This window comes from Bradyrhizobium sp. 482_C4_N1_8 (assembly GCF_052075965.1).
Taxonomy (GTDB): Bacteria; Pseudomonadota; Alphaproteobacteria; order Rhizobiales; family Xanthobacteraceae; genus Bradyrhizobium; species Bradyrhizobium barranii.
This window is the reverse complement of sequence record NZ_CP197231.1, coordinates 2540706-2553899: the sequence shown is the minus strand read 5'-3', so window position 1 is coordinate 2553899 and position 13194 is coordinate 2540706. Positions and strand designations below refer to the sequence as shown.

12 protein-coding genes are annotated in these 13194 nt (G+C 64.4%); 2 read left to right on the top strand and 10 right to left on the bottom strand.

Features of this window, described 5'->3' with window-relative positions; translation table 11 throughout:
- Window positions 1-43 precede the first annotated feature (43 nt).
- From AB7Z56_RS11795 to AB7Z56_RS11785, 3 genes are all read right to left on the bottom strand, one after another.
- On the bottom strand, window positions 44-982 hold the full coding sequence (locus AB7Z56_RS11795; protein ID WP_283017270.1) for an aldo/keto reductase: 939 nt from the start codon (window positions 980-982) through the stop codon (window positions 44-46).
- Window positions 983-1064: 82 nt separating this feature from the next.
- Window positions 1065-2558, bottom strand: a complete 1494-nt coding sequence (locus tag AB7Z56_RS11790) for an MDR family MFS transporter (protein ID WP_283017271.1) — start codon at window positions 2556-2558, stop codon at window positions 1065-1067.
- Window positions 2555-3697, bottom strand: coding sequence for an HlyD family secretion protein (locus AB7Z56_RS11785; protein WP_283017272.1), 1143 nt, complete (start codon window positions 3695-3697; stop codon window positions 2555-2557). Before AB7Z56_RS11785 ends, AB7Z56_RS11790 begins: the two co-directional genes overlap by 4 nt.
- Window positions 3698-3836: 139 nt before the next feature.
- On the opposite strand from AB7Z56_RS11785, the gene AB7Z56_RS11780 reads away from it, so the two are divergent.
- Window positions 3837-4478 carry a TetR/AcrR family transcriptional regulator gene (locus AB7Z56_RS11780; protein ID WP_283017273.1) on the top strand — a complete coding sequence of 214 codons (642 nt, stop codon included), beginning with the start codon at window positions 3837-3839 and terminating at the stop codon, window positions 4476-4478.
- A 94-nt stretch (window positions 4479-4572) separates the two neighbouring features.
- Here AB7Z56_RS11780 and msrA read toward each other — a convergent pair whose 3' ends face one another.
- The 7 genes from msrA to AB7Z56_RS11745 all read right to left on the bottom strand — a co-directional run bounded on the left by msrA (window position 4573) and on the right by AB7Z56_RS11745 (window position 10020).
- Window positions 4573-5088 carry a peptide-methionine (S)-S-oxide reductase MsrA gene (msrA, locus tag AB7Z56_RS11775; RefSeq protein WP_283017274.1) on the bottom strand — a complete coding sequence of 172 codons (516 nt, stop codon included), beginning with the start codon at window positions 5086-5088 and terminating at the stop codon, window positions 4573-4575.
- A 29-nt stretch (window positions 5089-5117) separates the two neighbouring features.
- Window positions 5118-5564 carry a cupin domain-containing protein gene (locus AB7Z56_RS11770; protein ID WP_354234449.1) on the bottom strand — a complete coding sequence of 149 codons (447 nt, stop codon included), beginning with the start codon at window positions 5562-5564 and terminating at the stop codon, window positions 5118-5120.
- Between the two features lie 21 nt (window positions 5565-5585).
- Entirely contained in the window at window positions 5586-6008 is a 423-nt protein-coding gene (locus AB7Z56_RS11765; RefSeq protein ID WP_166343305.1) for an OsmC family protein, read from the bottom strand.
- Between the two features lie 120 nt (window positions 6009-6128).
- Window positions 6129-6977, bottom strand: a complete 849-nt coding sequence (locus tag AB7Z56_RS11760; protein WP_283017276.1) for an enoyl-CoA hydratase/isomerase family protein — start codon at window positions 6975-6977, stop codon at window positions 6129-6131.
- A gap of 65 nt (window positions 6978-7042) precedes the next feature.
- Window positions 7043-8356 carry an epoxide hydrolase family protein gene (locus tag AB7Z56_RS11755; protein ID WP_283017277.1) on the bottom strand — a complete coding sequence of 438 codons (1314 nt, stop codon included), beginning with the start codon at window positions 8354-8356 and terminating at the stop codon, window positions 7043-7045.
- Window positions 8357-8616: 260 nt separating this feature from the next.
- Window positions 8617-9318, bottom strand: coding sequence for a VOC family protein (locus AB7Z56_RS11750; RefSeq protein WP_283017278.1), 702 nt, complete (start codon window positions 9316-9318; stop codon window positions 8617-8619).
- Window positions 9319-9351: 33 nt separating this feature from the next.
- Window positions 9352-10020 (bottom strand): sensor histidine kinase, encoded by a 669-nt coding sequence (locus AB7Z56_RS11745; protein WP_283017279.1) that lies wholly within the window; start codon window positions 10018-10020, stop codon window positions 9352-9354.
- A gap of 326 nt (window positions 10021-10346) precedes the next feature.
- Here AB7Z56_RS11745 and AB7Z56_RS11740 point away from each other — a divergent pair, with 326 nt between their 5' ends.
- Window positions 10347-13190, top strand: a complete 2844-nt coding sequence (locus tag AB7Z56_RS11740) for an ATP-binding protein (protein ID WP_283017280.1) — start codon at window positions 10347-10349, stop codon at window positions 13188-13190.
- Window positions 13191-13194: the final 4 nt, after the last annotated feature.

Genomic DNA, 13194 nt, shown 5'->3' with positions numbered 1-13194 from the left:
AGGCCGGCCGAAGGCCTTCGGTCTTCGTACCACACCGCTCGCTTCATCCTGCCCGCGGAATGAATCCGGGCACGCCGGTCTCGACCACTGTGTTGAAGCGGACATTCGTCGTGATGTGGTCCCGCATCTCCCGCATGGCGTCTTCAGGCAGCGTCGAAATATCGAAGTTTTCCTCGATCCGCCGAGGATTGGTTGAGGTCATCAGGAAAGCCGTGCCGCGCTGGACGGCCCAGGCCAGGGCGACTTGAGCCGGCGTCTTGTGCAGGCGCTCCGCGATGGCGGTGATCACGGGGTCAGCGAGGAGGTTCGGCTTCATGGCGTGTCCCAGCGCGGCAAACGCCTGCAGCACAATTCCATGCTCCCGACAGAAGTCGAGCAGGTCCCATTCGGGCAGGTACGGATGCGATTCGACCTGCACCATGGCAGGCCTGATCCGCGCGACCTCGACGATCTCGCGCAGCTTCTCCAAGGTGATGTCCGACAGCCCGATCGACTTGCAGTGCCCCTCGTCGACGAGGCGCTCTAGCGCCCCCCATGTCTCCGCCAACGTCACGCCTGAATCATAGATCACATGGCCACTCGCGTCCCTCGGGTCCTGCTCGTCACCGGGTTGAAAGGCGAAGGGGGTATGGATGATGTAGCAATCGATCTCGTCGAGTTGCAGCCGCCGGCGACTGGCGTCGAAGGCGGGCCTGACCCGCTCCGGCCGATGATTGGTGTTCCACAGCTTCGTCGTAACGAACAGGTCCTGGCGCTGAAGCGCGCCCGCCCTGAACGCATCCTGTAGCGCATCGCCGACGGCCGCTTCGTTGCGATAGCGCTCGGCACAATCGAGATGTCGAAATCCGGCCTCCAATGCAGCCCTGGTGGCCTGCCTCGTCACGAGCGGATCCGGAATGAGCGTGCCAAATCCGACTGCGGGAATCGTCACGGCCTCATGCGTGGGAATTCTCGTGTAACGAAGTGAATCCGAGGTCGTCATGGTGATACTCCTTGTTGACTGCTGGCCGCGCGATGCGGAGGAAGCGATCGAGATTGCCGACACATTTCACGACTCTCCGGCGTTAGCCGGCGGGACGCGGCTTACGAAGAAAGAACACCAGCGGGATCACGACGAGCATGGCGAACATCAGGATCTCAAACTGATCGATGACCGCAACCGTGGCCGCCTGGCGCGTGACCATGCCGTTGAGGGCGGCGAGACCTGACTTCCCGATCGGGCCCGTGACATTCGCCGCGACACGATAAGGCATGAGATGCTTGGCGAGCGCGATATGCACGGCCTGGGTGTTGGCATAGAAGAAGAGCTGGACCACCGCGATGCCGATGGTGCTGCCATAAAGGCGCGACAGGTTGATCAGCGCACTGCCTTCAGGGCGAAGCTTCGGATCGAGCGTTCCGAAAGCGGCCCTCACCAGCGCCGGCAACAACATGCCGAGACCTGCGCCCTGGAGGAAACCTGCTTCGACGACCGGCCGCCAATCCATCGCCGGCGAATAGCCGAGCATCAGCCAGTTGGCATAGACCACCAGCGCCATGCCCCCCATGAGGAACGGCCGGTAGTCGACCTGTCCCGGAACCAGGCTCGTCAGCACCAGCGCTCCCACCAGCGCCACGCCGCGTGGAATGCTCATGTAGCCGGTGGTGTCGACAGGGTAGTTGAGCAACTCCTCCAGCATCGGGGACGTCAACGCCAATGTCGGCAGCAGGACGAAGCCGAGCGCAAAGGAGATCACCGTCGAGAGGACGAGATTGCGATCCCTGAACAGCGCCGTGCGGAGAAAATGTTCCTTCTTCGTCAGAACGTGCACGATGAAGAGATAGAACCCCAGGACCGAGGCGATCGCTTCGACCCAGATCTCCGTCGAGGCGAACCATTCGAGGCGCTCGCCGCGATCCAGCAGCATCTGCAGCCCGATCATGCCGGCGGAGAAGGTCGTCAGGCCGAAGACGTCGAAGGGCTGGCTCCGCTCTGCCCGCTTCTCGCCCAGGAACAGGGCCATCGTCAGGGCGATGAAGGCCGTCATGGGCAGGCTGACATAGAAGATCGACGGCCAGCCGTAATATTCGCTGAGCCAGCCACCAAGAGCGGGACCGGTGCTGATGCCGAGCAGCGAGCAGACCGTCAATGCCAGGCCCATGCGCGCTTGCCGCGCCGCCGGCGTCGCCTCGAGCAGAATCGCCAATGAGAGCGGCGCAAGTGGTCCGCTCGCCGCGCCCTGGAGAATCCGCGCCAGCACGAACTGGATCGACGTCGTCGCCAGCGTGTCGAGGACAAGACCAAGCGTGAAGACGGCAAGGGCTGCCTGATAGACCGCCTTGCGGCCGTAGCGTCCCGCGAGCCATTGCGCGATCGACATGGTCACGGCGCTTGCAGCGATATACGAGGAGAACACCCAGCCGACCTCGTCATTGGCCATCGAGAGCGTGGCCTGGATGTGCGGCAGCGCGGCGTTCGGTATTGAAATGTTGACGGCCTGCATATAGGTCGCCATCAGGGCGGCCGCCGAGATTGCATGATGACCGCCGGTCGCGGTCGATGGGAGGGGCGTACTCATTTGACCTCCGTCGCAAGCGCAGGCTGGAGCAGATGCAACCAGTTGCGACGATGGCCGGTGTCGACCCGCGCCGTCACGCTGATGCCGGAGAACAGTGGCCGGGTCGGATCGGGATCGTCGAGCTCGAGGCGCACCGGCAGCCGCTGCACGACCTTGACCCAGTTCCCGGTCGCATTCTCCGGTGGCAGGATCGAGAAGTCCGACCCGGTTCCGGGGCTCATGCTGACGATACGCGCCTTGAATTTTCGATCCGGATAGGCGTCGACGTCGATCGTCGCCTCCTGGCCCGGCCGCATGTGGGTCAGGCCCGTCTCACGAAAATTCGCCTCGATCCAGACGTCCCGGCTCGACATCAGTGAGAACGTGGGCGCGCCTGCGTTGACGAAACCGCCGATTTGCAGATCGTCGACCTTGGTCACGATACCGTCGTCGGGCGCCTTCACCGTGGCGTAGGAGAGATCGAGCCGCGCGCGATCGAGCTGCGCCCTGGCCGCGCGGACTGTCGGATGGCGGTCGACATCGATGTCGGGGTCACCGTTGAGCGCGACGACCGTATTGGCGATCTGCTGTTCGATCGATGCCATCCGATGGCGCGCGACCTTGAGATCGGTCTCGGCCCGCTCGTAGACCGCACGCGGCGTGAAGTCGGAGGCGACCAGCATCCTTTTGCGGTCGAACTCGCGCTCGTCGAAAGAGGCCGAGTCCTTCGCCGATTGCAGCTCCGCCTGCTGCTGGCGGTAGGTCGCCTTGAGGGAGTCGATCTGGAGCCGCGCGCTGCCGAGCCGGGCCTCGGCCTGATCGACGGCGATCTGGTAGGGCTCCGGGTCAATTCGAAACAGGACCTGGCCCTGCCGGACACGCTCATTGTCGCGCACGGCGATCTCGACCGCCTGGCCCGGCACCCGCGCGTTGATGGTGACTTTCGCGGCGCGCACGAACGCATCGTCGGTCGAGACATATTGTTCCTGCGCCAGATACATGAAGGCGCCGAACACGGCAGCCGCGGCGGGCACCACGAGCATCAGGGGCCGGCGCAGCCGCCTGGCAAGATCCGCTCCGAACAACGGCGCCGCCGCCTCGCTCCCGCGGAAGCTGCGATCGCCCAGCCAGCCGGCGATTGGCGCAAAGTTCAAACCCATCGTCCTCGTCCTTATCTCATTTACTAACGTTCGTTACAAATATTGTACCCCGATGCGGCGATCAAGCCGCGCGGCCATTGATTTTTATAACGATCCATACAAATATACGTGTGGAGCATGGCAACCAGGTTCGGACGACATGGCACGGAAAAAGAGCGAGACGGGACCGGCGCGCCGGGGACGGCCACCCGCCTACGACACTGAGACGGCCCTCAAGCGGGCAACGGAAACGTTCTGGAGGACGGGCTATTCCGGCACGTCCCTGGACAAGGTCGCGGCCGCGACCGGCATGAGTCCACCGAGCCTCTACGCGGTGTTCGGCAACAAGCACGCGCTCTATCTCGAGGCGTTGGCGCGCTATTGGGAGATCAGCCTCGCGGCAACGCGCGAGGCTCTCGCAGGGGACCATCCCTTGGACGAAGCGCTGATGCTGGCCTATGACGCGGCGCTGTCGATCTACTTTTCCGGCAAGGGATCAGCGCGTGGCTGCTTCGTGGTCGGTACCGCGGTGACCGAAGTCGCCGAGGATGCGGCGATCCGGAGCAGCGTTGCGACGGGACTGCGGGCGATCGATGCCGATTTCGAGGCCCGCTTCCGCCTGGCGCAGGACAAGGGCGAGCTGGATCGCGAGGCCGATCCGGCTGCACTCGCGATCCTTGCCGCCGCCACGATGCAGACCATCGCCATCCGCGCCCGCGCCGGCGCACGCCGCGCCGATCTGAGGGAGATTGCCCGCAAGGCGGTGGCTGTGATCTGCCGACGCCGACCGGAGACGCGTTGAGCCGCGAGGCATTCTCGTGATCGTACGATGAGGGGAGTTCGCACATTTGCACTCCTCGTCAAAAGGCCCTCGGCGGCCGTGCGCGACAATCCGGCTAGCCTCCCACGGCGGCCGCGCGCCTTGGCAGCTTCCAGTCGGGCCGGATGAAGTGGCAGGTGTAGCCATCGGGATAGCGCTCGAGATAATCCTGATGCTCGGGCTCGGCTTCCCAGAACTCCGCTGCGGGCGCAACCTCGGTCACCACCTTGCCGGGCCAAAGACCTGACGCCTCGACATCGGCGATGGTGTCTTCCGCGACTCTCTTCTGCTCGTCACTCGTATAGAAGATTGCCGAGCGGTAGCTCGTGCCCAGATCATTGCCCTGGCGGTTGAGCGTGGTGGGATCGTGGATCTGGAAGAAGAACTCCAGCATGGTCCGGAAGCTCGTCTTGGCGGGATTGAAGATGATCTCGATCGCCTCGGCGTGGCCCTCGTGATTGCGGTAGGTGGCGTTCTTCACATGCCCGCCAGTGTAACCAACACGGGTGGAGATCACCCCCGGTTGCCTGCGGACCAGATCCTGCATGCCCCAGAAACAGCCTCCGGCCAAAACTGCGCGCTCTGTCGTCATCTGATGCTCCATTGATTTCGTCGAGATAGTCAGCACTTGTCCGCTGCCGGATGCAAGCGCGGGTCATCGTGATATTCGAGGCCCAGCGGCCCGATGGCGGAGACCTGTGTGACGTATTCGCCGGACTTCGCCCAGTGAAAATGCCAGGTCTCGCCGGGCAGCACGATGACGCTGCCCGGCGGATAGGCTTTCACCTGGTTGCCATCAAAACGTTCGCCGAGGCCGATGTAGAACACACCCGACATGACCGTGTAGATGCGATCTTCCGGATGCTTGTGCGGCATCAGTTTCGTGCCCCCGGGCACCTTCACCCGGACCACGTAAGGTCCGGGTTCATTGGGATGGCCGACCATCACCGCCAGCCGCGCGCCCGGCGGGAACGCAGGGAACGGTTGCCAAGCGATGTCCTCGGGCAAGATCGCCCGGAACCTGTCTTCATCCGGCTGATGCTGGCGAGGCAGATCTTGACGAGGCATGGCACCGCTCCCTGTGTTGGATCAGGTCAATTTGGCGTCGAGCGTGATCGCGGCGTTGAGCACCTTCGACACCGGACAGTTTTTCTCGGCCTCGCCGGCGATCTTGGCGAAACCTGCGTCGTCAAGGTTCGGCACCTTGGCGCGGAGGGTCAGTGCCGACTTGCTGATCTTGAAGCCTTTGCCTTCCGGCTCGAGCGTGATGGCGGCTTCCGTCGACAGCTCGTCCGGCGTGAAGCCGGCGAGTTGAAGGCCGAAGGCCAGTGCCATGGTAAAGCAACCGGCATGGGCTGCGGCGATCAACTCCTCGGGATTGGTGCCCTTCTCGTTCTCGAAGCGGGTCTTGAACGAATAGGGTGTGCCGGCGAGCACGCCGGATTCGCTCGAGAGATTGCCGGTGCCGTCGCGACCGGTGCCCTTCCAGACTGCTGTTGCCTTGCGGATCATCTCAATTCTCCTTGCTGGTTTTTAGGTTGGTTTTAGCACCGGCGCTCGGTAGCGGAGGAAAGCGACATTGGCACGACCGCCTGTCACCCCTCCAACCGGCCGAACGCCACAGCGGTTCCGTTAGCCGCTGATTTGACCCACATGGAAGCCCAGCCGGTTCTCGACGTCGCCGGTGCGGTGGAAACCGCGCGCCATCAGCGCCTTGATGCGGGTCTGGCTGGCGGGACGGCCGAGCGCGGCCAGGAACGCGTCCCACTCCGGCTTGATCTCGTCATCCGGCGGCAGGCTCGCAACATCGACGAGACGCTTGGTCTCTGCGATCGCCTCCTTGTCGAACGACGCAATGCGCATGGCGAGCGCCTCGACGAAGCCGTCGAGCTCGGCATCCGGCAGCGAACGGTTCACGTAGCCGTAACGCTCGGCGAGATCGCCGTGGATGTCATCGGCGCCGAGCAACACTTCGAGCGCACGGCCTCGGCCCATCAGCCGCGGCAACCGGGCCATCGGCCCGCCGCCGGGCACGAGTCCCGCGCCGACCTCCCATTGCGACAGGATCGCCTTCTCGCGGCTGGCAAAGCGCATGTCGCTCGCCAGCGCGAGCTCGCTGCCGACCCCGGTCGCACGGCCCCGGATCGAGGCAATGGAGACGACCGGCGCGCGGCTGAGGCGCACCAGCATGTCGGGCAGCGCCTGCAGGCCGGTCGGACCCGGAGGAACACCGAGAGAGTCCTCCAGCGGCGCCAGGAAGTCGTAATGCGTGATGAAGAAGCGTTCGACGGCGCTGTCGAATACGACGACCTTCACGTCCGGATCGGTCTCAATCGCGGTGATGATGTCGTTGAGCAGCGGAAGGTGCTTTGGGCCGAAGATGTTCACCGGCGGCATGTCGAAGGTGACGCGCCAGTATGTCGGCAGGCGGCGCTCCAGGCGAATGTCTTCGGTGGTGAAGATCTGTACGGGGCGGTTCATTGTTGGCACTCCTGATATGTGTGTTCGGAAAAGGGACGCACGGCAGCGCGCGTCCGCTGCTCGGTTCAGATCGACTGGCGCAGCGGACGGAAGGCGGTGCGCATTTCCGCAGAGAACAGCGCGGGCTGCTCCCAGGCTGCGAAGTGGCCGCCCTTGTCGAGGCGGTTGTAGTGCATCAGCTTCGGATAGGCCTTATCGGCCCAGCTGCGCGGCGCGGCATAGATCTCGTCAGGGAACACGCTGACGGCGACCGGGATCTTGATGTGCTTGGGCGCGAAGAACACCAGCTTGTTCTCCCAGTAGAGCCGCGCCGACGAGACCGCGGTGTTGGTGAGCCAGTAGAGCGTGATGTTGTCGATCACGTCGTCCCGCGACAGGCCTTCGGTCTTGCCGTCGAACACCCGCGCGATCATCGCAGCACTGCGTCCGTCGTGATCGAGCATCCAGGATGCAAGACCGGCCGGCGAGTCGACGAGGCCATAGAGCGTCTGCGGCCGGTTCGACATCTCGATGGCGTAGCCGAGGCCATGCTTGTAGAAATCATCGAGCTGGTCGTAGGCAATGCGCTCGTCGGCCGAGAGGTTCGGTGGCCGCGTCCCGCCGGGCTGAAGCGCCTTGGCGATGTCGTCGGGAACGGTGGCGGGCATGTTGGTGTGAATGCCGAGCAGCTCCGGCGGCGCGATCACCGCCATCTGCTCCGTGACGGCATTGCCCCAATCGCCGCCCTGCGCCACGTAGCGGTTGTAGCCGAGGCGCTTCATCAGCACGATCCAGGCGCGCGCGATGCGCTGGGGATCCCAGCCGAGCTCCGTCGGCTTGCCGGAGAAACCGTGGCCCGGAAGCGAGGGGATCACCAGGTCGAATGCATCCGCGGCCTTCGCGCCATGCGCGGTGGGGTCGGTGAGCGGGCCGACGATCTTCATCTGCTCGATGATCGAGCCCGGCCAGCCATGCGTGACGACCATCGGCAGCGCGTTCTCGTGGCGGGAGCGGATGTGAATGAAGTGGATGTCGACGCCGTCGATCTCGGTGACGAATTGCGGCAAGGCGTTCAGCCGCGCTTCCATCTTCCGCCAGTCGTAGTCGTTCTGCCAGTACCGCACGAGCTGCTGAAGCGTCGTGAGCTGCACGCCCTGCGATTGGTCGGCGACGATCTCGCGATCGGGCCAGCGTGTCGCTGCGAGGCGGCGGCGGAGGTCAAGCAGATCTTCCTCGGGCACGCTGACGCGGAACGGGCGGATCGCGCCGCTTGCAGCGGCCTTTGCCGGATGCAGCGGCAGCAGGCTCGCCACGCTGGCGGCGACCGCGGTCATTGCGGCCTGGCTCAGCAACTGACGACGGTCGGGATTGAGAATGTCGGCTCGTGCTTGCGTTGTCATGGCAGATCTCCCTTGCTTTGGTCGGTGACGCCAACCGAATTTCGAAATCGACGCGTCGGTTCGTCCTGAAGAGAGATTGGCGCAGGTCCTGGCAATTAGCTCGTTATCGGTTGTTAGGCCGCGTTAGCCGTTGCGAGTCCGCGGGATGCAGGAGAGCGAGCGACGATGACGATGCGCGCGATGCAGAAGCGGCACGGCGCGCGACGAGTTCAATCGGCGCGCGCCCTGTCTGTGAATTCAGGCGATATGTTCATTACAACTCAGGAGGGCAGCGGTTGACCGGCCTGCTCGCGGACGATGTAGTCGGCGTACCAATCCGCCCAGTTCTCGTCGTGTCCGCCGATGCGCTTCTCGTGCTCACCATGCGCGACAGCGGCACGTCGCAGGGTTGCGGCCAGATCGGCCGTTGAGGCAAATGTCGTGCCGTCACCCGCGATGCGTCCAGGCAGTCGCGTCGTGACCTCCTGGAACAGCCAGCCATTACCGTCGGGATCGCTGAACGAGGCAAACGAGCTGTAGCTGCCGCGCTTCGGGTCAGCACCGCTGACCCGGACGCTGCCGAACAGATACGGCTCGTCCGGACCGGCGTGAACGTCGCCCGCACCATGGAATGGTGCGCTCACCGCGATGCCACGGTCGAGCAGATCCTGTCGCGCCGCCGCCAGATCGGAGACGATCAGGTACAGCCCGCGCGCCGAACCGGGCGCTGCCGGTGTGACGTTCTTGCCGAAGATCACCGAACAGGCCGAACCCGGCGGCGTGAACTGGATCACGCGCCATTCGTCACCTGAGGCAAAATCGGCGTCCAATCGCCAGCCGAGGCGCGTGTAGAACGCCTTGGCGCGGTCGACATCCGACACGGGAATGACGACGATCTCGAGCTTCAGATCAACGCCACGCGGTGTCGAAGATGTGTTCGGAGACCCGGCCGCGGCGTCGCGGTCGATTTCGGTGCCGGCCATGTCGAACTCCCTGAGTTGAAATTGAAGCGAGCTTCAAGCGGCAGTGGGCATCACGATCGTCACGCGTGTGCCGCCCTGGCTCGCCTCGCCCTGCAACCGCGCGTCGATACTGCGTGCGAGCCCTTCAAGGATGCGGCTGCCGGTGCCCTGAAGCGGACCGGTCGCGCCGATGCCGTTGTCAGCCACCGTGCAGAGCCAGGCGCCGTCGCGGTTGGCCATTTCGATCCGGATCAGCGCATCGTTCCTGTTCGGGAAGGCATGTTTGGCGGCATTCGTGACCAGCTCCGTCAGCATCAACGCCAGCCGATGACACTGCGATGCCGGCAGCGCCCCGCTCTCGATCGCGGCCTCGCAGCGGATGCTGGCCGGTTCCAGCACTGCCTCGGAGAGCGCCTCGCACAGGTTTTCGAAGAAGGTCTCGACGGAGACGGCGGACAGACTGTCGATGTCGGACAAGAGCTGATAGAGCCTGCCGAACGCGACGATGCGCTGCTCGAACCGGTCCACCGCGCCCGACATGTCCCTGGTGCCCGGCCGCGAGAAGTCGCGGCGGACTGACGCACCCAGCAGCGTCAGCGTGTTCTTCATCCGATGGTGGGATTCCCGCAGCACGAGTTCCCAATCACGCGACTGATCATCAAGGCTGGCAATGTGCTGAGATCGAGCGAAATGGTCGCTCGTCTCCAAGCCGATAGCGGACATGATAGCCTCCCCATTGGACCTAGGACCTAACTCGAAGCCTATACTGGATGCACCGCGCGCGTTTTGCTCGTTAGACGTTGCAAGATTTTGTTATGATCGGCGGCACAAGTTGGCGGCCAGACCGTCCTCTCGACGGTCAAGCACGCTGACGGGTCGTCCCGATCGCTTCCCAAGCCGCTCGCGTTTAAGCGAAATTTGTCACGCATCATCCCGGTGCGGCCGAATGACTTGCCGCGCGATTTCGCCACTTTCGACCAGTTTACTCATAACCTCGTTCTGCTAGATCAGGATGCGGACAACAGCCCCTTCACTGGATTCATTGGCGCGTGGTGGACACTAACGACCAGGATGCGGCGATTTCCTTCGGGCCATTCCGGCTGTACGCAAGGTCGCGCCTGCTCGAGAAGGACGGCGCTCCGCTTCACCTCGGCGGCCGCGCACTCGACATCCTCATTTTTCTCGTCGAGCGCGCCGGCGAGGTCATCGACAAGCGTGAGTTGATCAAGCGCGTCTGGGCCGACGTGACGGTCGATGAAGGCAGCCTGCGCTTCCACATCACGACGCTACGCAAGGCCTTGGGGGATGCCGGCGAAGGCTCCCGCTATGTCGTCAACGTGCCCGGCCGTGGCTATTGCTTCGCGAGCCCGCTGGTCCGGTCCGAATCGTCGGAGACGCGGACAGGCCCGGCCGTCCCGTCGCCTCACATACTCCCGCCGCCGCTTGCCAGGATGATCGGACGAGACGACGCGGTCGAGCGGATTTCCACCGAGCTTGCGCAGCATCGCTTCGTGACAATTGTCGGCCCCGGCGGGATTGGCAAGACTTCCGTCGCGCTCGCCGTCGCGCATCGCGAGCTCGAGGCCTTCGACGGTCAGGTCAACTTCGTTGATTTCGGCGCGCTGACGGATGCCAGGCTCGTTCCAAGCACCATCGCCGCCACGCTCGGCCTGACCGTCAATTCCGAGGACCCGATGCCGGGCCTGCTGACGGTGCTGCGCAACCGTCGGATGCTGCTGATCTTCGACAGCTGTGAGCACATCATCGACGAACTCGCGCCCCTGGCCGAGCACATCGTCCAGGAAGCGCCCGAGCTGCATATTCTCGCCACCAGCCGCGAATCCTTTCGTACCGAAGGCGAACGCGTCCACCGGTTGTTTCCGCTGGACTGCCCGCCCCAGCGCGACGGGCTCGGCATCTCCGACATCCTTGCCTATCCCGCAAGCCAGCTCTTCGTGGAACGCATTGCCGAGAGCCTGGGCGAATTCGAACTGAGCGAGGAGGATGCACCGCTTGTCGCCGAGATCTGCCGGCGACTGGACGGCATCGCGCTCGCGATCGAGCTCGCCGCCGGACGCGTGAACGCCTATGGCATTGCCGGAACCGCCTCGCTGCTCGACAGCCGCTTCGCGCTGCTGTGGCGGGGACGCCGTACCGCGATCCCGCGGCACCAGACCCTGAGCGCGGCGCTCGCCTGGAGCTATGATCTGTTGCCGGCAGCCGAAAGCGCGACGCTGCGCGGTTTGTCGGTGTTCGTCGGGCCATTCACGATGGAGGCCGCGCTCGCCGTTGCCTTCAGCCAAGGCATCAGCGAGCCCGAGGCGGTCGAGGCGATCTCGAACCTGCTCTCCAAATCGCTGATCGCAACCTCACCCGCGGAGCGGCGGCTGCGCTATCGTCTGCTCGACACCACCCGCGCCTTCGTCGGCGCGAAGCTCGTCGAGAACGGCGAAGCGCCCCGTGTCGCGCGCGCTCACGCCGAATATTTCCGCGACTTCCTGCGCGACATCGCGCTCAAATCCACGGGCATGCAGACCGCGGGCGGCTTCCTTCCCTATGCCGACCATTTGCCCAATGTCAGGGCCGCGCTGACCTGGAGCTTTTCGGATAGCGCCAACCGAACGATCGGCGTGGATCTGGCGGCTTCGGCGGCCCAGTTTTTCCTCGAACTGACATTGCTGACAGAGTGCTATCGCTGGACGAAGCAGGCGCTGGTCTCTCTCGATACGAATTCGGTCGACCACCGCCAGGAGATGACGTTGCAGGCCGCGCTCGGCGTCTCCGTGATGTTCACGCAGGGCAATACCGAAGCGGTCCGGTCGGCGTTCACGCGCAGTCTTCAGCTTGCGCGGGATCTCGAGGATCTGCACTGGCAGCTCTGGCTGCTGCGCGGATTGCACATCTACCTGACCAGGGTCGGGGATTTTCACGGCGCGCTCGGCACCGGCGAGCAGGGCGAGAGCGTTGCGCGCAAGCTGAATGATCCTGCCGCCGCGCTGAATGTGGAATGGATGCTGGGCGTCGCGCACCATCTGATCGGCAATCAGGACAAGGCCGTGCAGTTCTGCGAGAGCGCGATGGTGCACAATCCCGGCTCGCAGCGGCTGAACATCGGGCATCTCGGTTATGATGACCGCATCGTCGCGCTGGTCGCGCTGGCGCGCGGGCTCTGGCTCACCGGCCGGCCCGATCGCGCGATCGAGGCGGCGAGATACACCGTTCGCGAGGCCGAACTGCTCGAACAACCCCTCACCCTCGGCATCTCCCTGATCTGGACGATCTACGTGTTCCTCTGGGTCGGCGACTGGGCCAATGCCGAAATCCTGATCGAGCGGCTGATCGACCATTCGGCGCGGCACTTCCTCGGTCCCTATCACGCCGTCGGCATCGGCCAGAAGGGCGAGCTCATGCTTCGCCGCGGCGACACCGCCGGCGGGATCGAGCATCTTCGCCGCAGCCAGGCCACGCTGTACGCGACGCGGCACCGGATCATGACGACGGTGTTTGCGACGGCGCTGGCGGAGGGCCTCGTGGCGGAGAACCAGCCGGACGAGGCCCTGCGCACGATCAATGAGGCCATTGCGCAGATTCCAGATCATGGCGAATCCTTCGACATGCCGGAGATGCTCCGGGTCAAGGGCGACATCCTTGTCCGGTCGGGAAACACCGCGGAGGCCGAGCGCTGCTTCCGAAAATCGCTCGATCTGTCGCGCCGGCAGTGCGCGCTCGGCTGGGAGCTGCGGGGGGCGATCAGCCTCGGCCGGGTCTGGCGCCAGACCGGACAAGCGGGCGAAGCACGCGCTCTGCTCGCCCCGCTCGTCGCGCGATACCAAGAAGGCCTCCAGACCCGCGATCTCGTGGCCGCCAGGGAGCTCCTGAGCGCGCTGAATTGACAGT